Origin of the sequence: Streptomyces morookaense, from assembly GCF_013030945.1 — a bacterium.
Lineage (GTDB): Bacteria > Actinomycetota > Actinomycetes > Streptomycetales > Streptomycetaceae > Streptomyces > Streptomyces morookaensis.
This window is the reverse complement of the sequence record NZ_JABBXF010000006.1, coordinates 240906-258368: the sequence shown is the minus strand read 5'-3', so window position 1 is coordinate 258368 and position 17463 is coordinate 240906. Positions and strand designations below refer to the sequence as shown.

At 70.0% G+C, this 17463-nt stretch carries 16 protein-coding genes and 1 tRNA gene; 6 read left to right on the top strand and 11 right to left on the bottom strand.

The window, feature by feature from the left end; translation table 11 throughout:
* Positions 1-64: 64 nt before the first annotated feature.
* Together HG542_RS04445 and HG542_RS04440 are read right to left on the bottom strand one after the other, a co-directional pair.
* Positions 65-583 carry a DUF2617 family protein gene (locus HG542_RS04445; RefSeq protein ID WP_171078679.1) on the bottom strand — a complete coding sequence of 173 codons (519 nt, stop codon included), beginning with the start codon at positions 581-583 and terminating at the stop codon, positions 65-67.
* Positions 584-924: 341 nt separating this feature from the next.
* Complete coding sequence (locus HG542_RS04440) at positions 925-2094, bottom strand: aminotransferase class I/II-fold pyridoxal phosphate-dependent enzyme (RefSeq protein WP_171078678.1); 1170 nt, start codon at positions 2092-2094, stop codon at positions 925-927.
* A gap of 230 nt (positions 2095-2324) precedes the next feature.
* On the opposite strand from HG542_RS04440, the gene HG542_RS04435 reads away from it, so the two are divergent.
* Positions 2325-3533, top strand: a complete 1209-nt coding sequence (locus HG542_RS04435; protein WP_171078677.1) for a putative hexosyltransferase — start codon at positions 2325-2327, stop codon at positions 3531-3533.
* Between the two features lie 29 nt (positions 3534-3562).
* Here HG542_RS04435 and HG542_RS04430 read toward each other — a convergent pair whose 3' ends face one another.
* Together HG542_RS04430 and clpB are read right to left on the bottom strand one after the other, a co-directional pair.
* A complete protein-coding gene (locus HG542_RS04430; RefSeq protein WP_171078676.1) occupies positions 3563-4093 on the bottom strand; it encodes a YbjN domain-containing protein in 531 nt (176 codons plus the stop codon).
* 84 nt (positions 4094-4177) lie between these two features.
* On the bottom strand, positions 4178-6835 hold the full coding sequence (clpB, locus tag HG542_RS04425) for an ATP-dependent chaperone ClpB (RefSeq protein ID WP_171078675.1): 2658 nt from the start codon (positions 6833-6835) through the stop codon (positions 4178-4180).
* A 166-nt stretch (positions 6836-7001) separates the two neighbouring features.
* On the opposite strand from clpB, the gene HG542_RS04420 reads away from it, so the two are divergent.
* Positions 7002-7406, top strand: a complete 405-nt coding sequence (locus HG542_RS04420) for a pyridoxamine 5'-phosphate oxidase family protein (protein ID WP_171078674.1) — start codon at positions 7002-7004, stop codon at positions 7404-7406.
* A 61-nt stretch (positions 7407-7467) separates the two neighbouring features.
* On the opposite strand, the gene HG542_RS04415 is transcribed toward HG542_RS04420, so the two are convergent.
* From HG542_RS04415 to dnaK, 4 genes are read right to left on the bottom strand one after another with little or no spacing between them, the layout of a single operon-like run.
* Positions 7468-7914, bottom strand: a complete 447-nt coding sequence (locus HG542_RS04415; protein WP_171078673.1) for a heat shock protein transcriptional repressor HspR — start codon at positions 7912-7914, stop codon at positions 7468-7470.
* 2 nt (positions 7915-7916) lie between these two features.
* Entirely contained in the window at positions 7917-9089 is a 1173-nt protein-coding gene (dnaJ, locus tag HG542_RS04410; RefSeq protein WP_171078672.1) for a molecular chaperone DnaJ, read from the bottom strand.
* Positions 9090-9125: 36 nt separating this feature from the next.
* A complete protein-coding gene (grpE, locus tag HG542_RS04405; protein ID WP_171078671.1) occupies positions 9126-9800 on the bottom strand; it encodes a nucleotide exchange factor GrpE in 675 nt (224 codons plus the stop codon).
* On the bottom strand, positions 9797-11653 hold the full coding sequence (dnaK, locus tag HG542_RS04400) for a molecular chaperone DnaK (RefSeq protein ID WP_171078670.1): 1857 nt from the start codon (positions 11651-11653) through the stop codon (positions 9797-9799). Before dnaK ends, grpE begins: the two co-directional genes overlap by 4 nt.
* Before the next feature lie 276 nt (positions 11654-11929).
* On the opposite strand from dnaK, the gene HG542_RS04395 reads away from it, so the two are divergent.
* Positions 11930-14194: a (Fe-S)-binding protein gene (locus HG542_RS04395; protein WP_171078669.1), complete on the top strand. Its 2265-nt coding sequence runs from the start codon at positions 11930-11932 to the stop codon at positions 14192-14194.
* A gap of 217 nt (positions 14195-14411) precedes the next feature.
* Positions 14412-15329 carry a Yip1 family protein gene (locus HG542_RS04390; protein WP_171078727.1) on the top strand — a complete coding sequence of 306 codons (918 nt, stop codon included), beginning with the start codon at positions 14412-14414 and terminating at the stop codon, positions 15327-15329.
* 88 nt (positions 15330-15417) lie between these two features.
* Here the strand turns inward: HG542_RS04390 and HG542_RS04385 are convergent, their stop codons facing one another.
* The 3 genes from HG542_RS04385 to HG542_RS04375 all read right to left on the bottom strand — a co-directional run bounded on the left by HG542_RS04385 (position 15418) and on the right by HG542_RS04375 (position 16751).
* Complete coding sequence (locus tag HG542_RS04385) at positions 15418-15915, bottom strand: phosphoribosyltransferase (protein ID WP_171078668.1); 498 nt, start codon at positions 15913-15915, stop codon at positions 15418-15420.
* 14 nt (positions 15916-15929) lie between these two features.
* Positions 15930-16505 (bottom strand): dCTP deaminase, encoded by a 576-nt coding sequence (gene dcd / locus HG542_RS04380; RefSeq protein WP_171078667.1) that lies wholly within the window; start codon positions 16503-16505, stop codon positions 15930-15932.
* An 81-nt stretch (positions 16506-16586) separates the two neighbouring features.
* Positions 16587-16751 carry a hypothetical protein gene (locus tag HG542_RS04375; protein ID WP_171078666.1) on the bottom strand — a complete coding sequence of 55 codons (165 nt, stop codon included), beginning with the start codon at positions 16749-16751 and terminating at the stop codon, positions 16587-16589.
* A gap of 259 nt (positions 16752-17010) precedes the next feature.
* Here HG542_RS04375 and HG542_RS04370 point away from each other — a divergent pair.
* Both HG542_RS04370 and HG542_RS04365 read left to right on the top strand, forming a co-directional pair.
* A tRNA-Gly gene (locus HG542_RS04370) sits at positions 17011-17084 on the top strand.
* A 141-nt stretch (positions 17085-17225) separates the two neighbouring features.
* Positions 17226-17447 (top strand): hypothetical protein, encoded by a 222-nt coding sequence (locus HG542_RS04365; RefSeq protein ID WP_171078665.1) that lies wholly within the window; start codon positions 17226-17228, stop codon positions 17445-17447.
* Positions 17448-17463: the final 16 nt, after the last annotated feature.

Here is a 17463-nt window from a genome sequence, read left to right as displayed (position 1 = left end):
CAACGGAGCCACACTCAGGGGGCATTGAGGGGCAAAGCACCGGCAGCGGCGGCGTCCGCCGCCGTCACAGCGGGGCGGGCAGCCGCACGCCCACCCGGGTGCGGGTGGCCACCAGCCGCCCCTCCTGCGGATAGGCGTGCCAGGTGCGCCAGCTGACCTGGCCGTCGCGGCGCTGGGCGAGCAGCGCCGTGAAGGCGTGGGGGCTGCCGGGAAACGTTCCCGCCAGCCCCTGGGGATGCTCGGCGACCAGCGCCAGCAACTCCTGCGCGCGCCCCGCGAAGGAACAGCGCGAGAGCGTCTCGACGCGCGCCGCGAATTCGTACTCCCACGCCCCCACCCGCTTGGCGACGCCGAGCGGCAGCGGGGTGCTGCTGCCGGCTATGCAGGCCACCGTCTCCGAGCAGACGCCGCCCGCCTCCTCCAGCAGGACCTGGTGGGAGGCGCCGAGGAGACGCAACTGCACGGAGGACGCTTCGAGTTGGAGATCGAGCACCGCCAGCGCCGGAAGGGGATCCTTCCCCAGGCACCAGGCGAGATCGGCGGCTCGGGTGTCGGTATAGGCGGTCTTGAGCGTGGTGAGCATCGGGTCGGCTCCGCGAGCGAGCAGTGAAGGGTGGGCCGGCCCGCCCCGAGGAGGACCAGATTCCTTTTCGGTGCACCGGCTCATGCCCACAGGGGGTCCTTGGCCCGGGCCTTCGATTCCGGTGGAGCAGTGAATCCGGGCCGGGAGGAGAGGCAATCATGAATGACCGGCGCTCACAGCCTTTTTACCCATCATCTGCATCTTTCCATACCCGGGAGGGCCGGATAGTTCACTTGTTCAACAGCACGGCGCCCGGCGGATGTTCGAGTTCCGCCGGGCGCATATGCGGGCAGTCATGGGCCGCTTGCACATCCACTGCACTTCCACTGCACTTCCACGAATCAGACGGCGCGCACCAGCTTCTCCACCGCATCCCGCACCGAGTTCTCCAGCTTGCAGAAGGAGAAACGCACCAGATAGGACGGGGCGTCGGGGCGCACATAGAAGGCGGAGGTGGGAATGGCCACCACCCCGGCGCGCGAGGGGAGTTCACGGCAGAAACGCACGCCGTCCGAGTGCCCCCATGCGCGGATGTCCGCCTGCACGAAATATCCGGCGTCCGCGCGATAAGGGCGCAGCCCGGCGCGTTCGAGCCCCTCGCTCAGCAGGTCCCGGTTGCGCCGCAGCGTGAGCCTCAGCCCGGCCGCCCACGCCTCCACGTCCCCCAGTGCCCGCGCGAGCGCCTCCTGATAGGGCGTGCCGGAGGCGTACGTGAGGAACTGCTTCGCCGCGGCGACTGCCGCCACCAGCGGGGCCGGGCCGCAGACCCAGCCGACCTTCCAGCCCGTGACATTGAAGGTCTTGCCCGCCGAGGAGATGACCAGCGTCCGCTCGCGCATGTCCGGCAGCGCGGCGATCGTCCGGTGCCCGAGCGCCTCGTCGTACACCAGGTGCTCGTAGACCTCGTCCGTCACCACCGTCAGGTCGTGCTCCCGGCACACCTGGGCGACGGCCGCCAGCTCCTCGTCCGTGAACACCTTGCCGGTGGGGTTGTGCGGGCTGTTGAGGACGAGCACCCGGGTACGCGGGGTGACGGCGGCGCGCAGCGCATCCGCGTCCAGGACAAAGGAGTTGCCGTCCTCGGCGAGCGGAACGCCCACCAGCGTCGCCCCCGCGAACCGGACGACCGCCGGGTAGGCGTCGTAGCAGGGGTCGAAGGCCAGCACCTCGTCACCGGGGTCGCACAGCGCCAGCAGCGCCGCCGCGATCGCCTCGGTGGCCCCGGTGGTCACCAGCACCTCGTCCTGCGGGTCGTACGCGACCCCGTGGCGCTGCAGCCGGTGCGCGGCCACCGCCTCGCGCAGGGCGGGGAAACCGTGCGCGGGCGGGTACTGGTTGCGGCCCGCGAGCACCGCCGCCGCCACCTCGTCCAGCAGCCCCTGCGGCCCGGCCAGCTCGGGCACCCCCTGGCCCAGGTTGACCGCCCCGGTGCTCCGGGCCAGCTCTGTCATCTCGGTGAAAACGGAGGTTCCCAGCCCCCGCACCCGAGCTGCCGGATTCCAGTTGTCCATGAGCCCTCCCTCGACGTGATCAGCCCACCATAGGCGGCGCCCCGAAGGGGCGCGGGGAAGTGCGCGATCACCCCCACCGGCCCGCACCCGAAGACCACCGCACTCGTGCACCCGAGCGGGTGGAAGCGCACGGCTTCCGGGCGTTCCTGCCCCTCCGCGCGAAGCGCACCCCGCCACGCCGGGGATGGTTCGGTAGCCCGTATGCCCCGCACCCCACCGGAGGTGTGCCCGTGTTCGCCGACACCGCCGTTCCCGTCCGCGCCCCCGAGCCGCGCCGCGCCCCCGGGGCCCGGCCCGGCCGGCGGGTGGACCGGGTGCGCGAGGCACTGCACCGGGCCCTGCCCGCGCTCGGGTGCTACGCGGCCGCCCGGCTGACCGGGATGACGGTGATGGCCGCCTGGGCCTGGTGGATCGGCAAGCACCCGCGCACGCTGCTCGGGCACCTGTGGGACGGCATCTGGTACGCGGGCATCGCCCACGACGGCTACGGGAGGGTCGTGCCGTCCCCCACCTCACCCGGCGTGATCTTCAACGACCTGGCGTTCTTCCCGCTCTTCCCCGGTCTGGTCAAGGCCCTCACCACCGTCCTGCCGCTCACCGTCGTCACCGCCGGGCTGCTGGTCGCCTGGGCCTCCGCGGGCGCCGCGGCCTGGGGCATCTATGCGGTCGGCGAGCGGCTGCACGGGCGCCGCACCGCCACCTTGCTGGTGCTCCTGTGGGGCCTGCAGCCGCACGCGATCGTGCAGACCATGGCCTACACCGAGTCGCTGATGACCGCGCTGTGCGCCTGGTCCCTCTACGCCCTGCTCACCGGGCGCCGGGTGTGGGCCGGGGCGCTGGCCCTGCTCGCCGGCCTGTCCCGGCCCAATGCCGTCGCGGTCGCCGCCGCCGTCTGCTGCTCGGCGGCCGTCGCCCTGTACCGGGACCGCCGGGCCCGTACCGACTGGCGCATCTGGGCCGGCGCCGCGCTCGCCCCGCTGGGCTGGGCGGGGTATGTGCTGTGGGCGGGGGTGCACTCGGGCGGCGGGCCGTTCGGCTACTTCGAGGTGCAGCGGCTGTGGGGCTCGCGTTTCGACTTCGGCCGCAACGCACTGGGATTCGTCCGCCACCTGATCGTCGGCCGCGACTGCCTGGCCTACTACATGGCCCTGGGCACCCTGGTGGTGGCGCTGGCGGCGCTGGTGTATCTGATCGTCGACCGCCCGCCGGCCGCTCTGCTGGTCTACGTCCTCGTGCTCGGCGTGATCGCGGTCGGCGGCTCCAGCTACTTCGCCTCCAAGCCGCGCTTCCTGCTGCCGGCCTTCCCGCTGCTGCTCCCGGCGGCCCTGGCCATGACGAGAGCCCGGCGGCGCACCGTCGTCGTGACGACGGCCGCGCTGGCCGGGCTCTCGTTCTTCTACGGGACCTATCTGCTCACCGTGGCCCGCATCCCCATGTGAGCGGGGACGGCAGGCCGCGGGAACGGCTGTCAGGCCTCGTCGTCGGGCTTCTCGTCGCCGGACTCGGCGTCGGCCTCCAGACCGAGCTGCTCGACGAGCCAGCGGTCGAACTCGATCGAGGCCCGCACCCAGCTGACCGTGCTGGAGACGAAGTGCTCCAGCGAGACACCGACGCCGATCAGCATCTGCGCCTCGCCGATGAGACGGACGGTGCCGTCGTCATTGGTGTGGGTGTAGATCTTCGGCCACAGGGTGCGGCGGTTCCAGTCGTCGATGACCTCGAGAAGGCGGCCCTTCTCGTCGATGCCGTGCGGCCGGTCGTAGAACGTCCGCACGGAGAAGACCTGCTGCTCCTCCTCGCCGCGGAACATGAAGTACGTGCGGAAGAGCTCCCACGGCGCGGCGAGGTCGCCCTCGTCGTCGACCACGTACTTCAGCTCCATCTGCTCCAGGAGCTGCTTGACCAGGTCCTGGTCGGGGATGACGGGGCCTGCCGGGCCCGTCTCGTGCGGTTCGGGCTGGCCCCCGAAGTTCGGAATCGAGGACGGGTCGATGCTCACCGTGTATTTCCCTTCATGCGGATAAGAGTCATCCTCCCCCATGCCCGGCGGTCGCTGGCAACCCCTGGGGGCGCCGCCGGGGGCTCACGCCTCCTGGGGCACCCGCTCGGCGGCCGTCACCGACAGGCCCTCGGGCCGGCCGGGCACGCGGTCGACGACGACGGTCTCGCCGTCGCGGACCTCACCTCCCAGGATCGCGCGCGCGAGCTGGTCGCCGATGGCGGTCTGGACCAGACGGCGCAGCGGCCGGGCGCCGTAGCTGAGGTCGGGCGCCCCGACGCCCTCGGCCTCGTCGCCCTTGCCCAGGGTGGCCAGCCAGTGCAGGGCCGCGTCCGTGACGTCCAGGGTGAGCCGGCGGTCGGCGAGGCGGCGCTGCAGGTGTGCGATCTGGATCTGCGCGATGCGCTCCAGCTGGTCGGTGCCCAGCGGGTGGAAGACGACGATGTCGTCGAGCCGGTTGAGGAACTCGGGCCGGAAGGAGGCGCGGACCGTCTCCAGGACCTTCTCCTTCTTCTGCTCCTCCTTCAGCAGGGGATCGACGAGGAAGGTGGAGCCGAGGTTGGAGGTCAGGATGAGGATGGTGTTGCGGAAGTCCACCGTCCGTCCCTGGCCGTCGGTGAGCCGCCCGTCGTCCAGGACCTGCAGCAGGATGTCGAAGACCTCGTGGTGGGCCTTCTCCACCTCGTCCAGCAGCACCACGGTGTACGGGCGCCGGCGCACGGCCTCGGTGAGCTGGCCGCCCTCCTCGTAGCCGACGTAGCCGGGGGGCGCGCCGACGAGGCGGGCGACGGAGTGCTTCTCGCTGTACTCCGACATGTCGATGCGGACCATCGCCCGCTCGTCGTCGAAGAGGAAGTCCGCCAGGGCCTTGGCCAGTTCGGTCTTGCCGACGCCGGTCGGGCCGAGGAAGAGGAAGGAGCCGGTGGGCCGGTCGGGGTCGGCGATGCCGGCGCGGGAGCGGCGCACGGCGTCGGAGACGGAGCGCACGGCCTCGGTCTGCCCGATGAGCCGCTTGCCGAGCTCCTCCTCCATGCGCAGCAGCTTCTGCGTCTCGCCCTCCAGCAGGCGGCCGGCGGGGATGCCGGTCCAGGAGGCGACGACGTCGGCGATGTCGTCCGGGCCGACCTCCTCCTTGACCATGAGGTCCTTGGCGGCGGCCTCCTGCTCGGCCTGGGCCTCGGCCTGCGCGGCCTCCTCCAGCTCCCGCTCGACGGCGGGGATCTCGCCGTACAGCAGCTTGGAGGCGGCGTCGAAGTCGCCGTCGCGCTGGGCCCGTTCGGCCTGGACGCGCAGCTCGTCCAGCTTCTCCTTGAGCTCGCCGACCCGGTTGAGGGACTGCTTCTCCTTCTCCCAGCGGGCGGTGAGCCCGCGCAACTCCTCCTCCTTGTCGGCCAGATCGCGGCGCAGCTTCGCCAGGCGCTCCTTGCTGGCCTCGTCCGTCTCGTTCTTGAGGGCCAGCTCCTCCATCTTCAGGCGGTCGACGGCGCGTTGGAGCTCGTCGATCTCGACGGGCGAGGAGTCGATCTCCATCCGGAGCCGGGAGGCGGCCTCGTCGACGAGGTCGATGGCCTTGTCGGGCAGGAAGCGGGAGGTGATGTAGCGGTCGGACAGGGTCGCGGCGGCGACCAGCGCCGAGTCGGCGATCTGCACCTTGTGGTGGGCCTCGTAGCGCCCCTTGAGCCCGCGCAGGATGGCGATGGAGTCCTCCACCGACGGCTCGGCCACCAGCACCTGCTGGAAGCGGCGCTCCAGCGCCGGGTCCTTCTCGATCCGCTCGCGGTACTCGTCGAGCGTCGTCGCACCGACCATGCGCAGCTCGCCGCGCGCCAGCATCGGCTTGAGCATGTTCCCGGCGTCCATCGCCGAGTCCCCGCCGGCACCGGCGCCGACGACGGTGTGCAGCTCGTCGATGAAGGTGATGATCTGGCCCTCGCTGGACTTGATCTCGGCCAGGACCGTCTTCAGCCGCTCCTCGAACTCACCGCGGTACTTCGCGCCCGCGACCATCGCGCCCAGGTCGAGCGCGACCAGCCGCTTGTTCTTCAGCGACTCGGGGACGTCGCCCTTCACTATCCGCTGCGCGAGCCCCTCGACGACGGCCGTCTTGCCGACGCCGGGCTCGCCGATGAGCACGGGGTTGTTCTTGGTGCGCCGCGAGAGCACCTGCACCACACGCCGGATCTCATGGTCCCGGCCGATGACGGGGTCGAGCCTGCCCTCCCGCGCGGCGGCCGTGAAGTCCGTGCCGAACTTCTCCAGCGCCTTGTACGTGCCTTCCGGGTCCGGCGACGTGACGCGCTGCCCGCCGCGCGCCTTCCCGAAGGCGTCGAGCAGCTTCTTGGCGGAGGCGCCCTGCTGGTCGAGCAGTTCACCGGTGCGTCCGCCCTTGGCGGCGAGGCCGGTCAGCAGGTGCTCGGTGGAGATGTACTCGTCCCCCAGGTCCCGCGCGCGCTCGGCGGCGTCCGCGATCACGGCCAGCAGCTCACGGTTGGGCTGCGGCGGCGAGACGGTGGACCCCTGCACGCTGGGCAGCGCGGCGAGCAGCCGCTCGGCACCGCCGCGCAGCGCGGCCGCGTCCGCGTCGACGGCGGCCAGCAGGTCGAGCAGATTCTCGTTGTCCCGCCCGGCGAGCAGGGCCAGCAGCAGGTGCGCGGGCGTCAGATCGGCATGCCCGGCCGACACGGCCCGCTCCTGGGCGGCGCTCAGTGCTTCACGACTCTTGTTGGTCAGCTCGGCATCCACGGTGTCGGAACCCTCCTTGCTCGTACCTGCGTGCAGTAACTTGAGTGTAGTCGACTCAACTCCAATCGGGGAGGGCCGGACCGGTCCGTTTGATCCCCCTTGCGAGTGAAGCGGTACGAGGAAACGCCCGCCACTTGGGGCGGCCCCCGCCCACTACGCTGCTCCCATGGCCCAGGACCTCCGGAACCCCGACCCCGCCTACCTCGACTTCTGGCGCGAGCGGCACGTCTGCACCCTCACCACGCCCCGCCCGGACGGCTCCCCGCATGTGGTGCCCGTCGGGGTCACGTTCGATCCGGAGACGCTGACGGCCCGCGTGATCGCGGACAAGAACAGCCGCAAGGTCGCCAACGTCCAGGCCGCGGGCCCCGCGGGCGCCCGGGTCGCCGTCTGCCAGATGGAGGGCCGGCGCTGGGCCACCCTGGAGGGCCGCGCCGTCGTCCGCGCCGAGACCGACGCCGTGGCCGACGCGGTCGCCCGCTACGCGGTGCGCTACGGCCGCGACCCGCGCCCCAACCCGGACCGCGTGGTGATCGAAATCGCGGTGACGAAGGCCCTGGGCAGGGGCTGAAACACAAGTTCCCCGCACCCCGGAAGGGGCGCGGGGAACTGCGCAGAACCGACCCGCAGGGTCAGTCCTTCCGCTTGGGCCGCCAGACGACCAGCGCACTCGTCTGCTGCGCGTCCGCATACGGCACCAGATCCCGCCGGTACGAGGCGTGCACCTGCGCCTCCCGCTGCTGCATCGCGGCAGCGGCCCCGTCGACGACGGCCTGCAGCTCCGCCACCCGGGCGCTCAGCGCGGCGACCTGGTTCTCCAGCTCGATGATGCGCTTGATGCCGGCCAGGTTGATGCCCTCGTCCTGGCTGAGCTGCTGCACCTGCCGGAGCAGCTCGATGTCCCGCGCCGAGTAGCGGCGGCCGCGTCCGGCCGTGCGGTCGGGCGAGACCAGGCCGAGACGGTCGTACTGGCGCAGGGTCTGCGGGTGCAGACCCGACAGCTGAGCCGCGACCGAGATGACGTAGACCGGCGACTCGTCGGTCAGCTCGTAGTGGAGATTCCGTCGACGGCCGTCCATCCTCAAGCTCCCTTCGCTGCCTGGAAGAGCTCGGCCCTGGGGTCCTCCCCCGCGGTGGCCTGGCGGTACTGCTCCAGCGCCTCGCGGGCCTTGTCGTCGAGCGCGGTCGGCACGGACACCTCGACGGTGACCAGGAGGTCGCCGCGGGTACCGTCCTTGCGCACCGCGCCCTTGCCGCGGGCGCGCATCGTGCGGCCGTTGGGCGTACCGGGGGGCAGCTTGAGGGTGACCGGCGGGCCGCCCAGCGTCGGCACCTTCACCTCGCCGCCGAGCGCCGCCTCCACGAAGGAGACCGGCACGGTGACGGTCAGGTTGTCGTCCTTGCGCCCGAAGACCGGGTGGTCACCGACGTGCACCACGACGTAGAGATCGCCGTTGGGGCCGCCGCGCTCGCCCGGAGCGCCCTTGCCGCGCAGCCGGATCCGCTGGCCGTCGGAGACGCCCGCCGGGATCCGCACCTGCATGGTGCGGGAGGACTTCGCGCGCCCGCTGCCGTGGCAGACGTCGCAGGGGTTCTCGGGGATCAGCCCGCGGCCCTTGCAGTCGGGGCAGGGGTCGGTCAGCGAGAAGCCGCCGCCCGAGCCGCGCGAGACCTGGCCGGTGCCCACGCAGGTCGGGCAGACCCTGGGCGTACCGTTTTTGTCGCCCGTGCCGGAGCAGGCCTTGCAGGCCGCCGCGGAGGACATCCGCAGCGGGACCGTGGCCCCCTCCACCGCCTCGGTGAAGCTGAGCGTCACCTCGGACTCGATGTCCTGGCCGCGGCGGGGCTGGGTGCGCGCACCGGCACCGCCGCCGCGGTTGAAGAGGCCGCCGAAGACATCGCCCAGACCGCCCCCGAAGCCGCCGCCCCCGCCCTGGGCGCCCCCGAAGAGGTCGCCCAGGTCGAAGTTGAAGGAGCCGCCGGCGCCGCCCGGCCCGGGACGGAATCCGCCGTTCCCGAACAGGGCGCGCGCCTCGTCGTACTCCTTGCGGCGCTTGGCGTCGGCCAGGACGTCGTTCGCCTCGGAGATCTCCTTGAAGCGCTCCTCGGCCGAGGCGTCGCCCTTGTTGGCGTCCGGGTGGAACTCGCGGGCGAGCTTCCGGTACGCCTTCTTGATCTCCGCCTCGGTGGCGTCCTTGGGGACGCCGAGGACCTTGTACAGATCCTTTTCCAGCAGATCCCTGCTCAGGCTCATCCCCGACGTCCCTCCTTCCTCATGTGTGCGTCAGCCTCAGCCCTCGTCCGGGCCACCGCTCGCCTCGTCCGGTGCGTCCGCTGCATTCGGTGCCTCGCCGTCCTTGCCGGCCGGCTGTGCGCCCGGCTGCGGCTCGGCCACGGCGACCCGCGCGGGGCGGATCGTCCGCTCGCCGAGCCGGTACCCCGGCTGCAGGATCTGCACGCACGTGGTCTCGGCGACGTCCGGCGCGTAGCTGTGCATCAGGGCCTCGTGCACCAGCGGGTCGAAGGGCTCGCCCTCCTTGCCGAACTGCTGCAGACCCATCTTGGCGACGACCGTCTCCAGCGACTCGGCGACGGACTTGAAGCCGCCGACCAGCTCGCCGTGGTCACGGGCGCGGCCGATGTCGTCGAGCGTGGGGAGCAGCTCGGACAGGAGGTTCGCCACGGCGACCTCCTTGACCGCGACGCGGTCCCGCTCCACCCGGCGACGGTAGTTCTGGTACTCGGCCTGGAGCCGCTGGAGGTCCGCGGTGCGCTCGCCGAGCGCAGCCTGGGCCTGGTCCAGCTGTGCCTGGAGGCCAACCTCGACGAGGTCCTCGCCCGTGGCCGGGCCGGCCGGGGCCGCCTTGTCGGCGGACCCGGCGGCCTTCGCCGCGTCGTCGGGTGCGGTGGCGTCGGAGGTGCCTTCAGGCTTCTCGTTGTCGAAGCCCGGGGTCTCCTCCGTCACGCCGACGCACCGCCCTTCGGCTTCTCGTCGTCCACGATCTCGGCGTCGACCACGTCGTCCTCGGCCTTGGCCTGCTGGCCCGCACCCGCGGCACCGGCGCCGGCGGCGCCCTGAGCGGCCTGGGCGTCGGCGTACATGGCCTGGCCGAGCTTCTGGCTGACCGCGGCGACCTTCTCGGTCGCGGTGCGGATCTCGGCCGTGTCCTCGCCCTTGAGCTTCTCCTTCAGCTCGGCGACGGCGGTCTCGACCTCGGTCTTCACCTCGGCGGGAACCTTGTCCTCGTTGTCCTTGAGGAACTTCTCCGTCTGGTAGACGAGCTGCTCGCCCTGGTTGCGGGACTCGGCGGCCTCGCGGCGGCGGTGGTCCTCCTCCGCGTACTTCTCGGCCTCCTCGCGCATGCGGTCGACCTCGTCCTTCGGCAGCGAGGAGCCGCCGGTGACGGTCATCTTCTGCTCCTTGCCCGTGCCCAGGTCCTTGGCGGTCACGTGCATGATGCCGTTGGCGTCGATGTCGAAGGCGACCTCGATCTGCGGGACGCCGCGCGGGGCCGGCGGCAGGCCCGTCAGCTCGAACATGCCGAGCTTCTTGTTGTACGCCGCGATCTCGCGCTCGCCCTGGTAGACCTGGATCTGCACGGACGGCTGGTTGTCCTCGGCCGTCGTGAAGATCTCGGAGCGCTTGGTGGGGATCGTGGTGTTGCGCTCGATCAGCTTGGTCATGATGCCGCCCTTGGTCTCGATGCCGAGGGACAGCGGGGTGACGTCGAGGAGCAGGACGTCCTTGACCTCGCCCTTGAGCACACCGGCCTGCAGGGCGGCGCCGATGGCGACGACCTCGTCCGGGTTGACGCCCTTGTTGGCCTCCTGGCCGCCGGTCAGCTCCTTGACGAGCTCGGCGACGGCGGGCATGCGGGTGGAACCGCCGACCAGGACCACGTGGTCGATCTCGGACAGGGCGATGCCCGCGTCCTTGATGACGTTGTGGAACGGGGTCTTGCAGCGCTCCAGCAGGTCCGCGGTCAGCTGCTGGAACTGGGCGCGGGTGAGCTTCTCGTCCAGGTGCAGCGGGCCCTCGGCGGACGCCGTGATGTAGGGCAGGTTGATCGTGGTCTCGGTGGACGAGGAGAGCTCGATCTTCGCCTTCTCGGCGGCCTCGCGCAGGCGCTGCAGCGCCATCTTGTCCTTGGACAGGTCGACGCCGTGGCCGTTCTGGAACTGCTTGACCAGGTAGTCGACGACGCGCTGGTCCCAGTCGTCACCACCGAGGTGGTTGTCGCCGTTGGTGGCCTTGACCTCGACGACGCCGTCGCCGATCTCGAGCAGCGAGACGTCGAAGGTGCCGCCACCGAGGTCGAAGACGAGAATGGTCTGGTCGTCCTTGTCGAGACCGTAGGCCAGGGCGGCCGCGGTGGGCTCGTTGACGATGCGCAGGACGTTCAGACCCGCGATCTCACCGGCCTCCTTGGTGGCCTGGCGCTCGGAGTCGTTGAAGTACGCCGGCACGGTGATGACCGCGTCGGTGACCTTCTCGCCCAGGTAGGCCTCCGCGTCCCGCTTCAGCTTCTGCAGGATGAAGGCGCTGATCTGCTGGGGGTTGAAGTCCTTGCCGTCCAGGTTGATCTTCCAGTCGGTGCCCATGTGGCGCTTGACCGACCGGATGGTCCTGTCGACGTTGGTGACGGCCTGGCGCTTGGCGACCTCGCCGACCAGCACCTCACCGTTCTTCGCGAAGGCGACAACGGACGGCGTGGTCCTGGCGCCCTCGGCGTTGGTGATGACGGTGGGCTCACCGCCTTCGAGAACACTGACGACGGAGTTCGTCGTACCCAGGTCGATGCCGACCGCACGTGCCATGTCGATTCCTCCAGCTGACTTGAGTGGAACAGGCTCAAGAGTGCAACACGGAAGCGCCGGTGTCAACGGAGCTGAGTCGGGTGGGCTCAACTTTTATATCGGTCTTACGATCATCCACGGCCCGCAGGGCCGTCCGGGCGACGCAGATCACCGGCTCCGCGGGTATGGCACGCGCGCGTGAGTGAGTAGTCTCGTACGGACTGGATAAGTTACTGATTGGTAATCCAGTTGGTCATCCAGTTCCGTCCCGCTCTCGCAGGTTCGAGGAGCCTCCCCATGCAACTCGCCGCGATCATCGTGGTGCTGGTTCTCAGCGCGGTCGGTGTTGCGCTGCTCGGCCGCGCCATCGCGCAGTTCGTCCGCTTCTTCCGGCTCGGCGCACCCGTGCCGGCCGGTACCCGTACCGACGACCCGACACAACGCACGGTCACCCTGGCCAAGGAGTTCGTCGGCCACACCCGCATGAACAAGTGGGGCGTCATCGGCGTCGCCCACTGGTTCGTGGCCGTCGGCTTCCTCACGCTCGGGACGACGATCCTCAACGCCTACGGCCAGCTGTTCAAGGCCGACTGGAAGCTGCCGATCATCGGCGGCTGGCTGCCGTACGAGCTCTACATCGAGTTCATCGGCACCACGACCACGCTGGGCATCCTCGTGCTCATCGTGATCCGGCTGATGAACCTGCCCTCCCGGGCCGGCCGCAAGTCCCGCTTCGCGGGCTCGACCGCCTGGCAGGCGTACTTCGTCGAGTACGTGATCCTGGTGATCGGCCTGGCCATCATGGTCCTGCGCGGGCTCGAGGGCGCGATGCACGGCGCCGACCACTACGAGGCCGCCTACTTCGTCTCGTACCCCCTGGTCGCCGCCTTCAAGGGGCTGAGCCTCGGGGCGCTGCAGAACCTGGTCTACCTGGTCGCGATGATCAAGCTCGGCGTCACCATGATCTGGATGATCACGGTCAGCCTGAACATCGACATGAGCGTCGCCTGGCACCGCTTCCTCGCCTTCCCCAACATCTGGTTCAAGCGCGAGTCCAGCGGTGACGTGGCGCTCGGCGCGCTGCAGCCGATGACGAGCGGCGGCGAGCCGATCGACTTCGAGGACCCGGCGGAGGACGCCCAGTTCGGCGTCTCGCAGATCGAGCACTTCTCCTGGAAGGGCCTGCTCGACTTCTCCACCTGCACCGAGTGCGGCCGCTGCCAGTCGCAGTGCCCCGCCTGGAACACCGGCAAGCCGCTGTCGCCGAAGATGCTGATCCTGGCACTGCGCGACCACTCGCACGCCAAGGCCCCGTACCTGCTCGCAGGCGGCGGCAAGGACATGGAGGGCGAGGAGAAGGCGACCGAGGAGCAGCTGAAGGACGTCCCCGCGGCCGCCCTGGCGGAGGCCGAGCGCCCGCTGATCGGCACCCTGGAGGAGAACGGCGTCATCGACCCGGACGTCCTCTGGTCCTGCACCACCTGCGGTGCCTGCGTCGAGCAGTGCCCGGTCGACATCGAGCACGTCGACCACATCGTCGACATGCGCCGCTACCAGGTGATGATCGAGAGCTCCTTCCCGTCCGAGGCGGGCACGATGCTCAAGAACCTGGAGAAGAAGGGCAATCCCTGGGGGCTCGCCAAGAAGCAGCGTCTGCAGTGGACCAAGGAGGTCGACTTCGAGGTCCCGGTCGTCGGCAAGGACGTCGAGGACCTGACCGAGGTCGACTACCTCTACTGGGTCGGCTGCGCAGGCGCGTTGGAGGACCGGGCCAAGAAGACCACCAAGGCCTTCGCGGAGCTGCTGCACATCGCGGGCGTCAAGTTCGCCATCATGGGCGGCGAGGAGAACTGCACCGGCGACTCGGCCCGCCGGCTGGGCAACGAGTTCCTCTTCCAGCAACTGGGCCAGCAGAACGTCGAGATGCTCAACATGGCGTTCGGTGAGGATGCGGAGGAAGGCGTCAAGGTCGAGAAGGCGAAGAAGAAGATCGTCGCGACCTGCCCGCACTGCTTCAACACCATCGCCAACGAGTACCCGCAGCTCGGCGGCGAGTACGAGGTCATCCACCACACGCAGTTGCTGCAGCATCTGATCGACGAGGGGAAGCTGGTCCCGGTCACCCCCGTCGAGGGTCTGATCACCTATCACGACCCCTGCTACCTCGGCCGCCACAACAAGGTCTACACGCCGCCGCGCGAGATCATCGCCAAGGTGCCGGGCCTGCGCAACGAGGAGATGCACCGGCACAAGGAGCGCGGCTTCTGCTGCGGCGCCGGCGGTGCGCGCATGTGGATGGAGGAGCGCATCGGCAAGCGCATCAACAACGAGCGCGTGGACGAGGCCCTGTCGCTCAACCCCGACATCGTCTCGACGGCCTGCCCGTTCTGCCTCGTCATGCTGACGGACTCGGTCAACGGCAAGAAGAACGACGGCCAGGCGAAGGAGTCCATCCAGGTCGTGGACGTGGCCCAGTTGCTGCTGGAGTCCGTCAAGACGCCCGCCGAGCCTGAGGGCGACGGCGAGACGGCGGACGAACCCCAGCCCGAGCCGGTGAAGTAGCCGCTCGGAACGGCCTCCTGCGGCCGGTGCCCCGCGATCCGTCGCGAGGCACCGGCCGTTGCCGTTTCCGGCGCGAAACCTCACATGGCATGGCCGGTTCCCGGAGCTTTCCCCTAGGGGATGTCACAGCTCGGCCGCAAAGCCGGGCCCGTTCCCCTTTGCCCGGGTCCGGGGGCTCTCCGGACCGGGTACGTTCGAAGGCGTGGCTGGATTCAGGATGGGACGCGGACGGGACGACCGGCACCCGAACCCCGCACCGCAAGGACAACAGCAGTGGCAGCAGCCCGCCGGGTACGACGAGCCGGAGTACTTCGGCGGTACGACGGCGCCGCAGCCGGGCTACGGGCAGCAACAGCCCCCGGTGCAGCACGGCTATGCCCGGGGCGCGCAGGGCGGCGGTCCGTACCAGGACCCGTACTACGGCGGCCCGCCCGCCGGCGACCCCGGGCGCACCCAGCAGTTCGCCTTCGGCGAGGCCCCTGACGCCTACGCCCCTCAGGGCCCCGGCCCGGGCGGACCGGACCCGTACGCGGATTACGGTGCCGGCAGCACCTACGGCCCCGGGCAGTCCGCGGCCCCCGCCCCGCCCCCCGGGCCGCGGCTGCACTGGAAGGATCTGCTGAGGGGCATCGTGCTGCGCCCGTCGGCCACCTTCTGGCAGATGCGCGACCACGCGATGTGGGGCCCGGCCCTGATCGTGACGTTCGTCTACGGCCTGCTGGCGGTCTTCGGCTTCGACAAGGCCCGCCAGGACGTGCTGCACGCCACCCTCGCCGACAGCATCCCGTGGGTGCTGGCCGCCGGTGTCATCGTGCTGCTGGCCGGGCTGATACTCGGTGCCGTCACGCACACCCTCGCCCGCCAGCTCGGCGGCGACGGCATGTGGCAGCCGACGGTCGGCCTGTCGATGCTGATCATGTCGGTCACGGACGCCCCGCGGCTGCTGTTCGCGATGTTCCTCGGCGGCGACAGCCCCCTCGTCCAGGTCCTCGGCTGGGCGACCTGGCTGGCCGGCGGTGTGCTGCTGACGTCGATGGTGAGCAAGTCCCACGACCTGCCCTGGCCCAAGGCGCTCGGGGCCTCGGCGATCCAGCTGGTGGCCCTGCTGTCCCTGATCAAGCTGGGTACGCTGTAGTCCGCCGGAACCGCACCCCGGCCACACGGAAGCCCGGGTCCCCGCCGCTGCGGGGCCCGGGCTTCCGGCCGTTCACTGCGCTACGCGCTCACGCGTCGAGGACCTGGCCCTCGCGCCGCACGACCGGCGGCTCGACGCTCCACGGGAAGTTGATCCAGTCGTCCGTGCGCTTCCACACGTACTCGCACTTCACCAGCGACTGCGGCTTCTCGTAGATGACCGCGCTGCGCACCTCGGCGACATGGTCGAGGCAGAAGTCGTGCACGAGCTTGAGCGTCTTGCCGGTGTCGGCGACATCGTCCGCGATCAGGACCTTCTTGTTGGAGAAGTCGATCGCGTTCGGCACGGGCGCCAGCATGACCGGCATCTCCAGCGTCGAGCCGACGCCGGTGTAGAACTCCACGTTGACCAGGTGGATGTTCTTGCAGTCCAGGGCGTAGGCCAGGCCACCGGCGACGAAGACGCCGCCGCGCGCGATGGAGAGGACGATGTCCGGCTCGTAGCCGTCGTCCGCGATCGTCTGGGCCAGTTCACGGATGGCCTGCCCGAAGAGCGGGTAGGTCAGGTTTTCGCGGTTGTCACTCACTGTTGTTGCTGCTCTCAGACCTGCGTGCGGTGGAAATTCTGGAAGGAGCGCGAGGGCGTCGGCCCGCGCTGACCCTGGTAGCGGGAACCGTGCTTCGCGGACCCGTACGGGTGCTCGACGGGGGAGCTCAGCCGGAACATGCACAGCTGCCCGATCTTCATCCCCGGCCACAGCTTGATCGGCAGGGTGGCCATGTTCGACAGCTCCAGCGTCACGTGCCCGGAGAAGCCCGGGTCGATGAAGCCGGCCGTGGAGTGGGTCAGCAGGCCGAGCCGGCCGAGGCTGGACTTGCCCTCCAGGCGGGAGGCGATGTCGCCGGGGAGCGTGATGACCTCGTACGTCGAGGCGAGCACGAACTCACCGGGGTGCAGGATGAAGGCCTCGTCACCGTCTGGCACGACCTCGCGGGTGAGGTCCGCCTGCTCGACGGCGGGGTCGATGTGGGGGTACCGGTGGTTCTCGAACACCCGGAAGTAGCGGTCGAGGCGCACGTCGATGCTCGACGGCTGCACCATCGATTCGTCGTACGGGTCGATCCGCACCCGGCCAGCGTCGATCTCGGTCCGGATGTCCTTGTCTGAGAGAAGCACGGGTCGAGGATACGCAAGAAGCCGGACAACCGGAGAATGCGAGAGGGCCCGGTCCTCGATCGGACCGGGCCCTCGTTCCCCTCAGCCCTTCTCGGGCGCCACCGGTACGGAGTGCCGCAGCCGGGCGCAGCGGGGACAGCGCAGCAGCCGTCCCGGGCCGATCCGGCCGGCTCCGAGGTTCTGCATCGGGAACGAAGCGGTGCTGAAAACGTGCCCTTCGGCACAACGGACGATGGTGCGCTCCATCGAGCTCCCTTTCCCCAATGTTGTGAAAGACAAAAGCCACATTAGGGGATCTCTCCGACGCGCCTGCATACGGCACTCCCGGCACCCCCCGACCGGCTTCCGCGCCCCCACGGTACGCCCCAACTCCCGCACCCCACGCCCGCGTCCCCACTCCCCGCACAGCCCCCTCACACGACAAGAAGGCCACCCGGACCAGTGCACCGGGGGCCTTCGATGGGGTAGAGTGTGCGACGATGCGACGCCCTGAAGGCGTCCTCACGCGGGCGTAGTTTAATGGTAGAACATGAGCTTCCCAAGCTCAGAGCGCGAGTTCGATTCTCGTCGCCCGCTCCACGACAAACCCCCAGGTGATCAACCTGGGGGTTGTTTGTTGTCCGGGCCGCGCCAGGCGTCGCGCACCCTGGATCCAGCAATCAACAACTCCTGCCTGAGAGTCGGCCACCAGCGCAGCTCGCAGGGCGCATACTGGGCTCAATGACAAAGCCTGCTGCACCGAAGCGCCATTTGCCCACCAGCCCCTTCAAGGCCCCGGTCACACCGGCTCCCAAGCACTTCGCCGTGGGCGACCAGGTCACACACGACGTGTACGGCCTCGGCCGGATAATCGGCATCGAGGACGGAATCGCGGCGCTCGTGGACTTCGGCTCCGCGCAAATGCGCATCCTGAGCCCGTACACCAAGATGACCAAGCTGTAGGACCGCTGCGCCCGGT